Raw genomic sequence first — 15,726 nt, forward strand, 5'->3', positions numbered from 1 at the left:
TCCCATGAATATCAAGACAGCCCTGAGCCGTATCGTCGAACACCTCGACCTCAGCACCGAAGAAATGCGTGACGTGATGCGCGAAATCATGACCGGTCAATGCACCGAGGCGCAGATCGGCGCATTCATGATGGCCATGCGCATGAAGAGCGAGAGCATCGATGAAATCGTCGGTGCCGTGTCGGTGATGCGTGAGCTAGCCGACCAGGTCGAACTCAAGACCCTCGACGGCGTGGTCGATGTCGTCGGCACCGGCGGTGACGGTGCCAACATCTTCAACGTGTCGACTGCTTCGGCGTTCGTTGTCGCGGCAGCCGGTTGTACCGTGGCCAAGCACGGCAACCGCGCGGTATCGGGCAAGAGCGGCAGCGCCGACTTGCTCGAAGCAGCCGGCATCTACCTGAACCTGACCCCGGTGCAGGTTGCCCGTTGCATCGACAACGTCGGCATCGGTTTCATGTTTGCCCAGACTCATCACAAAGCCATGAAGTACGCCGCTGGCCCGCGTCGCGATCTCGGCCTGCGTACGCTGTTCAACATGCTCGGCCCGCTTACGAATCCGGCCGGTGTCAAACATCAGGTGGTGGGCGTGTTTACGCCCGCGTTGTGCCGGCCATTGGCCGAAGTCTTGCAGCGCTTGGGCAGCAAACATGTGCTGGTAGTGCATTCGAAGGACGGTCTGGACGAGTTCAGTCTTGCCGCGCCGACCTTCGTCGCTGAGCTGAAGAACAACGAGATCACTGAATATTGGGTCGAGCCGGAAGATCTCGGCATGAAGAGCCAGAGTTTGCACGGTCTGTCGGTCGAAGGTCCGGAAGCATCGCTGGCGTTGATCCGTGATGCGTTGGGCAAACGCAAAACCGAAAGTGGCCAGAAAGCGGCTGAAATGATCGTGCTCAATGCCGGTGCGGCGCTGTATGCCGCCGACCTGGCGACCAGTCTCAAAGAAGGCGTGGCGCTCGCGCACGACGCCCTGCACACCGGTCTCGCTCGGGAAAAACTCGAGGAGTTGGGTGCCTTTACCGCGGTATTCAAAGTGGAGAATGAGGGATGAGTGTACCGACGGTTCTGGAAAACATTCTGGCGCGCAAAGTCCAGGAAGTCGCCGAGCGCAGCGCTCGCGTCAGCCTGAGCGAGCTGGAAAGTCTGGCCAAGGCGGCCGATGCACCCCGTGGTTTTGCCCAGGCATTGCTGGCGCAGGCCAAGAAGAAGCAACCGGCGGTGATCGCCGAAATCAAGAAGGCTTCGCCGAGCAAAGGCGTGATCCGCGAGAACTTCGTGCCTGCCGATATCGCCAAGAGCTACGAGAAGGGCGGGGCGACCTGTCTTTCGGTGCTGACTGATATCGACTACTTCCAGGGCGCTGATATCTACCTGCAACAGGCCCGCGCCGCGTGCAAATTGCCGGTGATCCGCAAAGACTTCATGATCGATCCGTACCAGATCGTCGAAGCCCGTGCGCTGGGCGCCGATTGCGTGCTGTTGATCGTCTCCGCATTGGACGACGTGAAAATGGCCGAGCTGGCCTCGGTGGCCAAAGGTGTCGGTCTCGATGTGCTGGTGGAAGTGCACGACGGCGATGAGCTGGAGCGCGCACTGAAAACCCTCGACACACCACTGGTCGGGGTCAATAACCGCAACCTGCACACGTTCGACGTCAGCCTGGAAACCACCCTCGACCTGCTGCCGCGCATTCCGCGCGACCGACTGGTGATTACCGAGAGTGGCATCCTTAACCGTGCCGATGTCGAGCTGATGGAAATCAGCGATGTGTATGCCTTTCTGGTGGGCGAAGCGTTCATGCGCGCGGAAAGCCCGGGCACCGAACTGCAACGCCTGTTCTTCCCGGAACGCGGCGTACCGGTCAGTGGTTCGACCCTCGACTGACCGAGTCGACCTCATTCGCGAGCAGGCTCGCTCCCACATTGGAATGCATTTCCCCTGTGGGAGCGAGCCTGCTCGCGAAGAGGCCCTCAAAATCCCTAAAGATTCCAGATCTGCCGGAGCCCTCCATGTCGCTGCCCACCTTCCTGACCATCGAGGCCGGCCTGCAAGCCGAACAAGACTTGCTCGGTTCCGTCTGCGCCGGCGACGCCGAATTTGGTCTGCTGTTCTGGCAACCCAGTGACAACGCCCTGGTCATGCCGCGCCGCCTCAATCGTCTGCCCGGTTTTGATCACGCCTGCGAAGTCTCCGCTGCAGCCGGTTGGCCAGTTTTGCTGCGGGAAACCGGCGGTGAACCGGTCCCGCAGTCCTCCTCAACGATCAACATCGCACTGGTCTACGCCCCGCCCCGCAGCGAGGGCGATCTGAATCGCATCGAAACTGGCTATCGGCGTCTGTGCGATCCAATTTGTGAGTTGCTGGATGAGTTGGGCGGCACATCGTCGTTGGGCGAAATCAACGGTGCGTTCTGCGACGGTCGTTTCAACGTCAATCTCGACGGCCGCAAGATGGTCGGCACCGCTCAGCGCTGGCGCCAGAGTCAGGGCGGTCAGCGTCCGGTGGGATTGGTGCACGGGGCAATGTTGATCGATAACGAGCGCGAGTCGATGGTCTTGGCGGTCAATCGTTTCAACGAAGCTTGCGGTCTGGAGCAGCGAGTGCGGGCTGAAAGCCACATTGCCCTGCATGAGAAGTTCGTCGCGCCAAATGCTTTGGCGCGTCTGGATGAGTTGTTTCGACGGATGCTGGCGCAGGTCTACAGCGCCTGATTCGGCGCGCTTAGCGGGTGCCGAAGACCACCATGGTCTTGCCTTTCACATCGACCAGGTTGCGTTCTTCAAGATCCTTGAGCACGCGACCGACCATCTCCCGCGAACAACCGACAATCCGCCCGATTTCCTGACGGGTCACCTTGATCTGCATGCCGTCCGGGTGAGTCATTGCGTCAGGCTGTTTGCACAACTCCAGCAGGCAACGGGCAACACGACCGGTAACGTCGAAAAACGCCAGATCGCCGACCTTGCGCGTGGTATTGCGCAGACGTTGTGCGATTTGTCCGCTGAGGACGTAAAGAATGTCGGGATCCTGCTGTGACAGTTCGCGGAACTTCACATAACTGATTTCGGCGATTTCACATTCAACCTTGGCCCGCACCCAGGCGCTGCGTTGCTGCTCCTGGCCTGCCTGCTCGAACAGACCCAGCTCGCCGAAGAAGTCCCCGGCGTTGAGGTAGGCGATGATCATTTCGCGGCCGTCGTCATCTTCAATCAGGATCGTCACCGAGCCCTTGATGATGAAGTACAGCGTGTCCGAGCGATCGCCGGCGCAGATGATGTTGCTTTTGGCCGCATGGCGACGGCGCTGGCAATGCATCAACAGCTTGTCGAGGTTTTTGATTTTGGGTGTGGGGGTAATAGCAACCATGGTTGTATCCCGAAAAGACTGCACGGTGATGTTTGATTTTTATATGAGGCGCTGAAGGCGGTCGCTACACAGGCTGACAATTGGCGCCAGCGAATTGGCGCCAGCTTACCAGACACTTCGTCGAAAATTCGAGAAATTACCTACGCAGCTTAGGCATCCTTCCCTGGAACGCCGGTCGCTGTCAGAGCAAAGGCCTGTGCTAAGCTGGCGACCCTTTTTTCTACAGTGGAGTCTTGGCGATGAAGGCACGCATCCAATGGGCTGGCGAAGCCATGTTCCTCGGCGAATCCGGTAGCGGTCATGTCGTGGTGATGGACGGTCCGCCCGACGCCGGTGGTCGTAATCTGGGTGTTCGCCCGATGGAAATGCTCCTGCTGGGCGTTGGCGGTTGCAGCAACTTCGACGTGGTGAGCATCCTGAAGAAATCGCGTCAGGCGGTTGAAAGCTGCGAAGCGTTCCTCGACGCCGAGCGCGCGACCGAAGACCCGAAGGTGTTCACCAAGATCCACATGCACTTCGTGGTCAAGGGCCGGGGCCTGAAAGAAGCCCAGGTCAAACGCGCCATCGAACTGTCTGCCGAGAAATATTGCTCGGCCTCGATCATGCTCGGCGCGGCCGGCGTGGCGATCACTCACGATTATGAAATCGTCGAACTCGGTTGAACCGACATTCAACTATCATAAAAGCAGTGCAGACTCTGGCGATCCCTCGCTGACGTCTGCATAATGCGCCACTTTTTTCAGGGCAGTGATCGGTCAGTCGACGGGTCATCCGCCTGAACAGATAACCAAAATCGCCATCGCGAAGAGGTGTTAACCGTCCTACGCAGGTGCGTTGTTCGCACTTGACGGGCATGCTTGATCACGCGGCTGCGCCGCATACATAGAGAGTTTTTAACGGTGAAAAGCAAACTCAAGCTCCACGGGTTCAATAACCTGACAAAGACCTTGAGCTTCAACATCTATGACATCTGCTACGCGGAAACCCCGCAAGACCAGCAGGCTTACGTCGAGTACATCAATCAAGAGTACAACGCCGAACGTCTGACGCAGATCCTCACGGAAGTTGTCGAAATCATTGGTGCCAACATTCTGAACATCGCCAGTCAGAACTATGAGCCTCAGGGTGCCAGCGTCACGATTCTGATCTCGGAAGAGCCGGTGACCCCGACTGACAGCCAGATCGAAGAGTCCCCGGGTCCATTGCCCGAAATCATCCTTGCCCACCTCGACAAGAGCCACATCACGGTGCATACCTATCCGGAAATCCATCCGGACGCCGGTATCGCGACGTTCCGTGTGGACATTGATGTGTCGACCTGTGGTGTCATTTCACCGCTTAAAGCGCTCAACTTCCTCATTCACCAGTTCGATTCGGACATCGTGACTGTGGATTACCGTGTGCGCGGTTTCACCCGTGACGTTGAAGGCAACAAGCACTTCATCGACCACGAGATCAACTCGATCCAGAACTACCTTTCCGAAGACACCCGCGACGCGTACCAGATGACCGACGTGAACGTGTACCAGGAAAACCTGTTCCACACCAAAATGCTGCTGAAGAACTTCGAACTGGACAACTACCTGTTCGGCGACGCCACCAGCAACCTGTCCTCCGAGCAGCGTGCTCAGGTGACCGAGCGTGTGAAACACGAAATGCTGGAAATCTTCTACGCGCGCAACATGCCAGCGTAAGATTCCCGGGCACAAAAAAGGCGACTACCGTGCGGTAGTCGCCTTTTTTATTGCCGAAACAGAACCCTGTGGGAGCGAGCTTGCTCGCGAAGGGGCCCTGCCAGACAATACTGAAGTCAGATCCTGTAGGTACTCTTGGTCATCACCTTCGCCAGCAGACTCATCCCGAACTTCACCGGTGCCGGAAAACGGAAACCACCCGCATCCAGTGCACTCTCCGCATGATGTTCTTCATCAATGCGCATCTGCTGCAAGATTGCCCGGGACTTCTCGTCTTCTGCCGGCAATTGCTCCAGGTGCTCGTTCAAGTGCTTGCACACCTGATGCTCGGTGGCTGCGACGAAACCGAGACTGACCTTGTCACTGATCAGGCCGGCCACAGCGCCGATGCCGAACGACATTCCATAGAACAGCGGATTGAGCACGCTGGTATGGCTGCCCAGCTGATGGATGCGCTGTTCGCACCACACCAGATGGTCGATTTCCTCTTCGGCGGCGTGCTCCATGGCGGCACGCACCTGCGGCAACTTGGCGGTCAGCGCCTGACCTTGGTACAGCGCTTGGGCGCACACTTCACCAGTGTGGTTGATGCGCATCAGGCCGGCGACGTGGCGAGTGTCTTCATCGCTCATCTGCACTTCCGGCTGCACAATCGCTGGCGATGGACGGTACGGCTGACCACTGAAAGGCAGCAGGGTACGCATCGCGGCATCGGCTTGCAGCAGTAGACGGTCAATCGGCGAGTAGTGACGTTGGGTAGTCATGCTGACCTCCGGGAAAAATCTCGACCGCCAGTTTAACCGAATCGGCCGGGGAAGGTTTGCGCTGGGTCATCAGTCACACTGGATGGGCTTTTTGCTTTATGTAGGAGCTGCCGAAGGCTGCGATCTTTTGTTCTTGTTTTTGATACTTGAAGATCAAAAGACCGCAGCCTTCGGCAGCTCCTGCACAGGTTTGCTGGTATCAGCCCGGCGGCCAGTTCATCTGACGCTGACCGAGTACGTGCATATGAATGTGATAGACGGTCTGCCCACCTTTTTCATTGCAGTTCATCACCACCCGGAAGCCTTCCTCGCAGCCCAGCTCCAGCGCCAGACGCTGGGCCGTGAACAGAATGTGCCCGGCCAGTGCCTTGTCGTCTTCGGTCAGGTCGTTGAGGGTGCGCACCGGTTTCTTCGGGATCACCAGAAAATGCACCGGTGCCTGAGGGGCGATGTCGTGGAACGCCAGAACCTGGTCGTCCTCGTAAATGATCTTGGCCGGGATCTCCCGGTTGATGATCTTGGTGAACAGAGTATCCACTGCTGTTTTCTCCGTTGTGGGGGCTGGCCTGAGTGTACTCATGGGAAATGACCCCGCCCAGTGTTTTGCCGTAGGACAGTTCAGCGCGGGCAGTAAGCCTTGTTGACCATGCCGACGAGGGTGCGATTGAGCCAGCGCGAGCCGAGGCGTGGCAGGAAGGCCAGCCAGCGGTTGCGTCGTCCCGGGATAATGATTGCGCGGTTTTTCTCCAGCGCACGCACGGTGTACAGCGCGACTTCCTCGGGGCTCATCAGCAGTTTGCTGTCCTTGAGTTTGTCGCTGTTGAGCTGCGCGGTGCGGAAGAATGCGGTGCGGGTCGGGCCGGGGCAAAGTACCGAGACTTTGACCGCGCTCTGTTTCAGTTCAACCCGCAGCGCTTCGGAGAAGTGCAGAACGTAAGCCTTGCTGGCGTAGTAAGTGCTCATCCACGGACCGGGATTGAACGCCGCCACTGAGGCGACGTTGAGGATCTGCCCGCCGCCCTGCAGCGCCATACTGTTGCCGATGGCATGGCACAGACGGGTGAGGGCGAGGATGTTAACTTCGATCAGGTCCTGCTCGGTCATCCAGTCCTGGGCGAGGAATGGGCCGCAGGTACCGATGCCGGCGCAATTGACCAGCAGATCGATCTGCCGGTCGCCTTCTTCCAGCTCCAGCAGGAAGCCGGACAAGCGCAATGGCTCGCCCAGATCGCAGGCGCGGAACAAGACTTCCACGCCAAAGCGCTGGGTCAGTTCGATCGCGATACTTTCCAGCTGATCACGCTGGCGAGCCACCAGAATCAGGCTGCGGCCACGTCGGGCCAGCGCTTCGGCCATGGCCAGGCCGATGCCGCTGGAGGCGCCAGTGATCAGAGCGTAACGGGTCATGCAATTCTCCATCGCAACAGCTCCACGCCAGCGACGCAGGTGTCACGGCGGAGAGCGTTGTTCATTCTTTCGCAGAGTCTACAGGGGCCGGGGCCGCTTCGGCTGCATCGTCCACGGAATTCGCAGGTTCAGTTTCGACCTCGACTTCATCGGTGGTGACCGAGCCGCTTTCATAGCTGCTCTCAAGGTTGGTTTCATATTCTTGCTGAATGGCCGAAATACCGCCGAGCATGCCGCCGGCAAATACCAGGGCGAAGAACACGATCCACAACGAGCACAGCACTTTGACCGCAGTACTGTTGGGCGGTGGCGGCGGCCCGTAGCGGTTGGCCCCGGTGTTGCCCGGCACGACCATGATCACCAGCGGGAAGAAGCTGCCCACGAACGGCACCAGATTCAGCAGCCAGAGCCAGCCGGACCAGCCGATGTCGTGCAGGCGCTGCACGCTGAACAGAATGCTGACAATGATGAAGCCGAGGAACAGGAAGAACGCGAGTATCCCGCCGATGATCAGGCCGGTGGTTGAGTCGCCGCTGACCAGTCCGAGCCCGATAAACGCGAATATCGCCACGATCGGCAGAGTCACCAGGCTCAGCACCATCGTCCAGGCCAAAAAGCGCAGGCGACCGATCCGGCCTTCGACACTGAAGGGCTTGAGGGCGGCGAATGCTGGCAGGTTTTCGCCGACGTTGGCCCGAGGGGGCGCATAAGGTGATGCGGGTTCGTTGAAGGTCGCCGGTTGCTCATGCACGTCCGCAAGACTCAGTTCAATCGCCGTTTCGCTTTCGATCCGCGCATCGATCCCGGTCTTGCTCAGTGCTTGCAGATAGGTCTGCGCATCGCTGTGGGTCAGGTCGCGTTTGAGGGCGACGGTGCTGCCGTTGAACAGGCGCTCGATGGCGGCAACATCGCTTTTGAACAGGGCCGCCAGATTGAGCTTGGCGGTGGTGAGATCGACACCGGGCTGTAGAGCACCGTCGAAAACGATCTTGTAGCGAGGTTCGCTCATGGCCGAGGCATCCTTGTCGCGAATGAATTGAAGGTCAGCAAGTGTAAGGCCAGTCACTCGAAGACTGGCCTGAATTTTCTCAGCGTGGCCAACGCTTCGGCAACTGCGCCGCATGCTCCAGCGCCTGACGATATTCCGCGTCGAGCCGGGCGATCAACTGATCCACGCTCGGCAGATCGTCAATCTGGCCTACGCCCTGGCCGGCCGACCATACGGTCTTCCAGGCCTTGGCTTCGTCGTTGATCGGTTTGAGCTTGTCGCCAAAATTGACTTCGCCCTTGCCCTGCAGTGCGGCCATGTCGAAACCAGCAGCTTCCAGGCTTTGGCGCATGAAGCTCGCCGGTACGCCAGAGACCGCAGGCGTATGAATGATGTCCGCCGCTTTCGCTGTCAGCAGCATGTCCTTGTAGGCGTCAGGCGCATGGCTTTCGGTAGTGCCGATAAATCGTGTGCCGAAGTAGGCCAGATCCGCGCCAAGCAGTTGTGCAGCCAAAATCTCATGGCCGTGGTTCAGACATCCGGCAAGCAGCAGGGTTTTATCGAAGAGCTCGCGGATCTCGGCGATCAGCGCAAATGGGCTCCAGGTGCCGGCATGGCCACCGGCACCCGCCGCAACCGCGATCAAACCGTCGACTCCCGCTTCGGCGGCTTTCTCGGCATGCCGACGCGTGGTCACGTCGTGGAAGACCAGGCCGCCGTAGCTGTGCACGGCATCGACCAGTTCCTTCACTGCGCCGAGGCTGGTGATGACAATCGGCACCTTGTGTTCGACGCATATGTTCAGATCCGCCTGGAGGCGCGGATTGCTGTTGTGCACGATCAGGTTCACTGCATACGGCGCCGGGTTGTCCAGTGTCGCCAGGCCCGCTTCAATCTGCTCCAGCCAGGCCTTGAAGCCGCTGCTTTCACGCTGGTTGAGCGCCGGGAAGCTGCCGACCACACCGTTACGGCAGCAGGCGAGCACCAGCTCCGGGTTGGAGATCAGGAACATCGGCGCCGCCACTACCGGCAAGCGCAGACGTTGTTCGAGCAGAGCGGGCAGCGACATTGGAAATCCCCCGAGGTGTGATGCTGTTATGAAGTTAGAACGGCTTGACCACGACCAGAATTACGATAGCCAGCAATATCAGAACCGGCACTTCATTGAACCAGCGATAAAAGACATGGCTGCGGGTGTTCTCGCCACGGGCGAAGCGTTTTACCTGCGCGCCGCACATATGGTGGTAGCCGATCAGCAGAACCACCAGGGTCAGCTTGGCGTGAATCCAGCCGCCCATACTGAAGATGCCTGGATTGAGGTAGATCAGCCAGCCGCCGAAGATCAGCGTTGCGATCATCGCCGGGCCCATGATGCCGCGATACAGCTTGCGCTCCATGAGGCTGAAGCGTTCTTTGCTGATCGTATCTTCACTTTGCGCGTGATAAACGAACAGTCGCGGCAAGTAGAACAGCCCGGCAAACCAGCAGACGACGCTGACGATGTGAAACGCTTTGATCCATAGATAGAGCATTTTTGGTTATTCCCAGGTTCACGGTAGCCGGGATAGTAGAGGCTTGAGCGTCCGCACGTCACCTTGATGGTTGTCGCAGGGGCGCGCGGCCCCTATTATCGACGGCTTTCCAGTGGGTTCGTTGAGGGCAGGTTTATGGTCAAGGTCGGTATCGTCGGCGGCACGGGTTACACCGGTGTCGAACTGCTGCGTCTGTTGGCACAGCATCCGCAGGCAGAAGTGGTGGTGATCACTTCCCGATCCGAGGCCGGTCTGGCCGTGGCTGACATGTACCCGAACCTGCGCGGTCACTACAACGGTCTGGCGTTCAGCGTGCCGGACATCAAAACCCTGGGCGCGTGTGATGTGGTGTTCTTCGCCACCCCGCACGGCGTTGCTCATGCGTTGGCCGGTGAACTGCTGGCGGCGGGCACCAAGGTCATCGACCTGTCCGCGGACTTCCGTTTGCAGGACGCTGAAGAATGGGCCAAATGGTACGGCCAGCCACACGGCGCGCCCGAGTTGCTGGACGAGGCGGTCTACGGCCTGCCGGAAGTCAATCGCGAGCAGATCAAAAAAGCGCGTCTGATCGCTGTGCCGGGTTGCTACCCAACCGCTACGCAGTTGGGTTTCCTGCCGCTGCTTGAAGCGGGTCTGGCTGACACTTCGCGGCTGATCGCCGACTGCAAATCCGGTGTCAGCGGTGCCGGTCGCGGCGCATCTGTAGGCTCGCTGTACTCTGAGACGTCGGAAAGCATGAAGGCTTATGCGGTCAAAGGTCACCGTCATCTGCCAGAAATTCGCCAGGGTCTGCGTCGCGCTGCGGGCAAGGATGTCGGTCTGACCTTCGTTCCGCACCTGACGCCGATGATCCGTGGCATTCACTCCACGCTCTACGCGACCGTGGTTGATCGTTCGGTGGATCTGCAGGCTCTGTTCGAAAAGCGTTATGCCAACGAGCCGTTCGTCGATGTGATGCCGGCCGGCAGCCATCCGGAAACCCGCAGCGTGCGTGGTGCCAACGTCTGCCGCATCGCCGTGCACCGCCCGCAGGATGGCGATCTGGTGGTGGTGCTGTCGGTGATCGACAACCTGGTCAAAGGCGCGTCGGGTCAGGCGGTGCAGAACATGAACATCCTGTTCGGCCTGGATGAGCGTTTCGGCCTGTCCCACGCCGGTATGCTGCCGTAACACGTTCGGCAACACAGCAAAAAGGCCCGTCTGACGGGCCTTTTTGCATTCCGGACAGTTAGTAGGGTTTATTGATATACCGTAACAATAGTTGACCGATTTTCTAGGACAAGCGGATAATGCGCGTCATCACGCATTATGGCGGCGTAACGCCGGGAGATAGTCAGCATGAGCGTCGAATCCTTCACCCCCACGGCTTTGCAATTCACCCAAGGTGCTGCGCACAAAGTGAAGAGCCTGGTCGATGAAGAGGGGAATGATCGCTTGAAGCTGCGCGTATTTGTTACGGGCGGCGGTTGTTCAGGGTTTCAGTACGGCTTCACCTTCGATGAAGATGTGGCCGAGGACGACACCATCGTCGAGCGCGAAGGCGTGAGCCTGGTGGTGGATCCGATGAGCTTCCAGTATCTGGCGGGTGCCGAAGTGGATTACCAGGAAGGTCTGGAAGGTTCGCGCTTCGTGATCAAGAACCCGAACGCCACCACTACTTGTGGTTGCGGCTCTTCGTTCTCGATCTGATCGCTCCTCGCTGCACACAACAAAACGCCGCAGAGCCTTACGGTTCTGCGGCGTTTTTTGTTGCCTGCGTTTTGCTCAGTTGGGGTAGATGGCGCCGAGTACCCGCAGACCTTTGGCGCCAGTGACGCTCGGGCGGTTGGCTGCAATGCCTTCGAGGCAGCAATGAGCAAGCCAGGCGAAGGCCATGGCCTCGACCCAGTCCGGATCGACACCGTGAGTAGCAGTGCTGGCGACGATAGCGTTCGGCAGCAGATCGGCCAGACGCTTCATCAGCGTGGCGTTATGAGCGCCGCCGCCGCAGACCAGCATTTCCCGGGTATCGGCTTGAGCGCTTTGCAGCGACTCGACGATGGTCAGTGCCGTCAGTTCCAGCAATGTTGCCTGGACGTTTTCAGCAGCAAAGGTTGGCAGTCTGGATAGGTGTTGTTGCAGCCACGGCAGGTTGAACACTTCGCGGCCAGTGCTCTTCGGGCCCTTTGTGACGAAGAACGGGTCGCTGAGCAGCGCTGTCAGCAAGGCGGGCTCGACCGTACCGCTGGCTGCCCACTGACCGTTGCGATCATAGTTCTCGCCGCGTTGCTGATGAATCCAGGCATCCATCAGCACATTCCCAGGGCCACAGTCGAAACCGGCTACAGGCCGTGTCGGCTCTATCAGGCTCAGATTGCTGAAACCGCCGACATTCAAGACTGCACGGTTACCGCTACGCTCTTCGAACAAAGCTTCATGGAAGGCTGGCACCAGCGGCGCACCCTGGCCGCCGGCGGCCACGTCGCGGCTGCGGAAGTCGCTGACCACGGTGATACCGGTCAGCTCCGTGAGAAGCGCAGGATTGCCGATCTGTACGGTGAAGCCGCGAGCGGGCTCATGGCGAATGGTCTGGCCGTGGCTGCCGATTGCACGAACGGCGTCAGGCTTGAGTTGCTGCTGATCAAGTAGGGTATGGATGCCCTGCGCGGCGAGTTTTACCCAGTGCTGTTGGGCGATCGCCGAGCGGGCGATCTCGTCAGGGCCGCTGGCGCACAAGCCAAGCAGCTCGGCGCGCAGGGGTTCAGGCATGGGGATGTAGTGCGTGGCGATCAGTTTGATCGCCGATGTTTGCTCGATCAGGGCGATGTCCAGCCCGTCGAGACTGGTGCCGGACATCACGCCGATATAAAGAGCCATGGCTTAGCGCTTGCTCGAAGCCAGCATGGTGGCCTTCTCTTGATCCATGCGCGCCATCAGCGGCTGGCTCTGCGCAAGGAAACGTGCGCGTTCGGACTTGGCGATCGGATCCGCCATCGGCAGCTTCTGGCCCAATGGGTCGACGTGAACACCGTTGACCTGGAACTCATAGTGCAAGTGCGGGCCGGTAGACAGGCCGGTGGTACCAATGTAACCGATCACTTGGCCCTGCTTGACGCTGCCGCCGGTTTTCACGCCTTTAGCGAAGCCTTGCATGTGGCCATACAGCGTGCGGTAGGTGTTGCCGTGCTGGATGATCACCGTGTTGCCGTAGCCACCGCGGCGGCCGGCCAGCAGCACTTTACCGTCACCGGCCGCCTTGATCGGCGTACCGCGTGGCGCTGCGTAATCGACACCTTTGTGGGCACGGATCTTGTTGAGGATCGGGTGTTTGCGGCCCATGGAGAATTTGGAACTGATGCGGGCGAAGTCCACCGGTGTGCGGATGAATGCCTTGCGCATGCTGTTGCCATCGGCGGTGTAATAGCTGCTGTTGCCTTGTTTGTTGGTGTAACGCACGGCGGTGTAGGTCTTGCCGCGGTTGGTGAAACGCGCCGACAGAATCGGGCCAGTACCGACGGCTTTGCCGTTGACCACTTTCTGCTCGTAGATCACGTCGAATTCGTCGCCCTGACGGATGTCCTGAGCGAAGTCGACGTCGTAGCCAAATACGCTGGCCATGTCCATGGTCAGACTGTGGGACAGGCCTGCGCGGGCAGCGGATTGTGACAGGGAGCTATTGATCACGCCGTGCACGTAAGCCGTGCGAACGGTCGGTTTTGCGGTGACGCGGTTGAATGCGTAGCCCTTGTCGTTCTTGGTCAGGGTGATGGTTTCAACGTCGCTGACCTTGCTGTGCAGACTGGTCAGTTGGCCTTGCGGGTCCAGTTCGAACTCAAGCTTCTGGCCGTGCTTGAGCTGGCTGAATTGTTTGGCTTGTTTGTCGCTCGCCAGGACTTCATGCACGGCGGCGGCTGGCAGACCGACTTTCTCGAACAATGTAGAGAGCGTATCGCCTTTAGAGACAACGACTTCGCGGTGTCCTGGAGCTTTTGGTTTTTCGGCAACCGGAGCGGGCGCAGGTGCGGCTTCAGCGGTTTGCGGAGTGTCTTCGGTGCTGTTTTCGATCTGGGCGAAAGGTGAGGCTACTGGCTCATTTGTGGCTTGAGCCGCGTCAGCAGCGTCTTGATCTTGTGTCAGTTGTTCAGCAGGACTTTCCAGTTCAAGGCTCAGGGTCGTCTTTTTGGCTTCAACATCACTGGAAGGGAATACCAGGAGCGCCAGGCTGAGAAGGGCGGCGATTCCACTTGCGGCGAGCAGGTGGGTCTTCGGGTAAAGCGGTGGCGCTTTAGACGGTTCAGTGGTCATAAGTATTTTTGACTTTGAAAAAAGATGAATTGAAAAAGATGAATGACATGATGAAGATGAAATAACTGTATAAAATATAACCAAATCATCCCCGAAGCAAGTCTGCAGACAACCTGTCTGCAGATTGGTGTCCGTGCGCCGGGCAAAACTTGTAATTGGTGCACGATCTTGTATGGTTGGTTCCCTTTGAATCTGAGCCTTGCGGGTCTGTTATGAAGTCGGTTGAAGAGCAGCTAGCGCTGATTAAACGTGGTGCGGAAGAACTATTGGTCGAGTCCGAGCTGATCGAGAAGCTCAAGCGCGGCCAGCCGCTGCGTATCAAGGCTGGTTTCGATCCAACCGCCCCGGATCTGCACTTGGGTCACACCGTGCTTATTAATAAGCTGCGCCAGTTCCAGGAATTGGGGCATCAGGTGATCTTCCTTATTGGTGACTTCACCGGAATGATCGGTGATCCAAGCGGCAAGAGTGCGACTCGTCCTCCTTTGACTCGCGAGCAGGTTCTGGAAAACGCCGAAACGTACAAGACTCAAGTGTTCAAGATTCTTGATCCGGCGAAAACCGAAGTTGCATTCAATTCCACCTGGATGGATCAGATGGGGCCAGCGGACTTCATTCGTCTGACTTCGCAATACACTGTCGCGCGTATGCTGGAGCGTGATGACTTCGACAAGCGTTACACCACCAATCAGCCGATCGCTATTCATGAGTTCCTCTATCCGCTGGTTCAGGGTTATGACTCGGTTGCTCTGCGCGCGGATGTCGAGCTGGGCGGTACCGATCAGAAGTTCAACCTGCTGATGGGGCGTGAGCTGCAGCGTGGATATGGCCAGGAAGCTCAATGCATTCTGACCATGCCGTTGCTCGAGGGGCTGGATGGCGTGAAGAAGATGTCCAAGTCGTTGGGCAATTACGTCGGTATCCAGGAGGCGCCAGGTGTCATGTACGGCAAGCTGGTTTCGATTCCGGATGCGCTGATGTGGCGTTACTTTGAGCTGCTCAGCTTCCGTTCGATGGATGAGATCAATGCCTTGCGTGCAGATGTGGAGGCGGGGGCCAACCCGCGCGACATCAAGATCAAGCTGGCGGAAGAGATTGTTGCGCGTTTCCACGGTGAGGAGGCTGCGGCCAATGCTCATCGGGCTGCAGGTAACCGTATGAAGGATGGTGAGTTGCCGGATGATCTGCCGGAGATCGAGCTGGCCTCTGCTGAGGATATGCCAATTGCCGCCGTTCTTAATAAAGCAGGCCTGGTGAAGAACTCGGCGGCGGCGCGCGATCTGTTGGCTTCCGGTGGTGTGCGTGTTGACGGTGAGGTGGTTGATCGCTCCTTTATATATGTACTGGGTGCGACTCACGTCTGTCAGGCGGGCAAGAAGGCGTTTGCGCGCATCACGCTGAAATCTGAATAAAGTTTGAAATAAGGGTTGACGGCGAATTTTAGAAGTCTATAATTCGCCCCACTTCCGGCGCAGTCGAAACGGAAAACTCCTTGAGGTTCAATGAGTTACGCGATTTTCGACAGTGGGTCGCTTCAGTTCATCGAGGCCTGGAAGGAGTTGAAAGAGCGGTGATGTTTGGCTCTTTTGACGGTTCGATCTTCTCGGTCGAAAGCGGTGAAAAAGAGGTGTTGACAGCAGCGTGTAACGCTGTAGAATTCGCCTCCCGCTAACGAGAGATCGGAAGCG

At 58.4% G+C, this 15,726-nt stretch carries 17 protein-coding genes; 8 read left to right on the forward strand and 9 right to left on the reverse strand.

The features are described from left to right. Positions 1 to 4 precede the first annotated feature (4 nt). From trpD to OC71_RS13980, 3 genes are all read left to right on the forward strand, one after another. Positions 5 to 1,054, forward strand: coding sequence for an anthranilate phosphoribosyltransferase (trpD, locus tag OC71_RS13970; RefSeq protein ID WP_041070120.1), 1,050 nt, complete (start codon positions 5 to 7; stop codon positions 1,052 to 1,054). Then, the gene (gene trpC, locus OC71_RS13975) at positions 1,051 to 1,887 is read left to right on the forward strand and encodes an indole-3-glycerol phosphate synthase TrpC (protein WP_041070123.1); all 837 of its coding nucleotides are present in this window, start codon (positions 1,051 to 1,053) and stop codon (positions 1,885 to 1,887) included. The genes trpD and trpC overlap by 4 nt, the downstream gene beginning before the upstream one ends. A 125-nt stretch (positions 1,888 to 2,012) precedes the next feature. After that, a complete protein-coding gene (locus OC71_RS13980) occupies positions 2,013 to 2,714 on the forward strand; it encodes a lipoate--protein ligase family protein (protein ID WP_041070126.1) in 702 nt (233 codons plus the stop codon). 10 nt (positions 2,715 to 2,724) lie between these two features. On the opposite strand, the gene crp is transcribed toward OC71_RS13980, so the two are convergent. Next, entirely contained in the window at positions 2,725 to 3,369 is a 645-nt protein-coding gene (gene crp / locus OC71_RS13985) for a cAMP-activated global transcriptional regulator CRP (RefSeq protein ID WP_007966430.1), read from the reverse strand. Positions 3,370 to 3,608: 239 nt separating this feature from the next. On the opposite strand from crp, the gene OC71_RS13990 reads away from it, so the two are divergent. Both OC71_RS13990 and speD read left to right on the forward strand, forming a co-directional pair. After that, the gene (locus tag OC71_RS13990) at positions 3,609 to 4,031 is read left to right on the forward strand and encodes an OsmC family protein (RefSeq protein WP_016772921.1); all 423 of its coding nucleotides are present in this window, start codon (positions 3,609 to 3,611) and stop codon (positions 4,029 to 4,031) included. Positions 4,032 to 4,268: 237 nt separating this feature from the next. After that, positions 4,269 to 5,063, forward strand: a complete 795-nt coding sequence (gene speD, locus OC71_RS13995; protein WP_027610737.1) for an adenosylmethionine decarboxylase — start codon at positions 4,269 to 4,271, stop codon at positions 5,061 to 5,063. Positions 5,064 to 5,179: 116 nt separating this feature from the next. Here speD and coq7 read toward each other — a convergent pair whose 3' ends face one another. The 6 genes from coq7 to hemJ form a co-directional block, all read right to left on the reverse strand. Continuing rightward, positions 5,180 to 5,827 (reverse strand): 2-polyprenyl-3-methyl-6-methoxy-1,4-benzoquinone monooxygenase, encoded by a 648-nt coding sequence (gene coq7, locus OC71_RS14000; RefSeq protein WP_041070133.1) that lies wholly within the window; start codon positions 5,825 to 5,827, stop codon positions 5,180 to 5,182. A gap of 199 nt (positions 5,828 to 6,026) precedes the next feature. Then, positions 6,027 to 6,365 (reverse strand): histidine triad nucleotide-binding protein, encoded by a 339-nt coding sequence (locus OC71_RS14005; RefSeq protein ID WP_003228789.1) that lies wholly within the window; start codon positions 6,363 to 6,365, stop codon positions 6,027 to 6,029. An 80-nt stretch (positions 6,366 to 6,445) separates the two neighbouring features. Beyond that, positions 6,446 to 7,234 (reverse strand): SDR family oxidoreductase, encoded by a 789-nt coding sequence (locus tag OC71_RS14010; RefSeq protein WP_041070136.1) that lies wholly within the window; start codon positions 7,232 to 7,234, stop codon positions 6,446 to 6,448. Positions 7,235 to 7,295: 61 nt separating this feature from the next. Beyond that, positions 7,296 to 8,243: a DUF805 domain-containing protein gene (locus tag OC71_RS14015; RefSeq protein WP_041070139.1), complete on the reverse strand. Its 948-nt coding sequence runs from the start codon at positions 8,241 to 8,243 to the stop codon at positions 7,296 to 7,298. Between the two features lie 79 nt (positions 8,244 to 8,322). Beyond that, the gene (locus OC71_RS14020) at positions 8,323 to 9,291 is read right to left on the reverse strand and encodes a nitronate monooxygenase family protein (protein WP_041070142.1); all 969 of its coding nucleotides are present in this window, start codon (positions 9,289 to 9,291) and stop codon (positions 8,323 to 8,325) included. Between the two features lie 34 nt (positions 9,292 to 9,325). Beyond that, positions 9,326 to 9,754, reverse strand: coding sequence for a protoporphyrinogen oxidase HemJ (gene hemJ, locus OC71_RS14025; protein WP_041070145.1), 429 nt, complete (start codon positions 9,752 to 9,754; stop codon positions 9,326 to 9,328). A 135-nt stretch (positions 9,755 to 9,889) separates the two neighbouring features. Here hemJ and argC point away from each other — a divergent pair, with 135 nt between their 5' ends. Both argC and erpA read left to right on the forward strand, forming a co-directional pair. Further along, on the forward strand, positions 9,890 to 10,924 hold the full coding sequence (gene argC, locus OC71_RS14030; protein ID WP_041070148.1) for an N-acetyl-gamma-glutamyl-phosphate reductase: 1,035 nt from the start codon (positions 9,890 to 9,892) through the stop codon (positions 10,922 to 10,924). A 168-nt stretch (positions 10,925 to 11,092) separates the two neighbouring features. Next, positions 11,093 to 11,443: an iron-sulfur cluster insertion protein ErpA gene (erpA, locus tag OC71_RS14035; protein ID WP_003228776.1), complete on the forward strand. Its 351-nt coding sequence runs from the start codon at positions 11,093 to 11,095 to the stop codon at positions 11,441 to 11,443. 75 nt (positions 11,444 to 11,518) lie between these two features. Here the strand turns inward: erpA and OC71_RS14040 are convergent, their stop codons facing one another. Together OC71_RS14040 and OC71_RS14045 are read right to left on the reverse strand one after the other, a co-directional pair. Then, positions 11,519 to 12,610, reverse strand: coding sequence for an anhydro-N-acetylmuramic acid kinase (locus tag OC71_RS14040; protein WP_041070151.1), 1,092 nt, complete (start codon positions 12,608 to 12,610; stop codon positions 11,519 to 11,521). Positions 12,611 to 12,613: 3 nt separating this feature from the next. Further along, complete coding sequence (locus tag OC71_RS14045) at positions 12,614 to 14,038, reverse strand: peptidoglycan DD-metalloendopeptidase family protein (RefSeq protein ID WP_041070154.1); 1,425 nt, start codon at positions 14,036 to 14,038, stop codon at positions 12,614 to 12,616. 212 nt (positions 14,039 to 14,250) lie between these two features. Between OC71_RS14045 and tyrS the strand changes: the two genes are divergently transcribed. After that, entirely contained in the window at positions 14,251 to 15,450 is a 1,200-nt protein-coding gene (gene tyrS / locus OC71_RS14050) for a tyrosine--tRNA ligase (RefSeq protein WP_041070157.1), read from the forward strand. Positions 15,451 to 15,726: the final 276 nt, after the last annotated feature.

It is taken from the genome of Pseudomonas sp. W15Feb9B (genome assembly GCF_000828175.1).
GTDB classification, from domain to species: Bacteria; Pseudomonadota; Gammaproteobacteria; order Pseudomonadales; family Pseudomonadaceae; genus Aquipseudomonas; species Aquipseudomonas parakoreensis.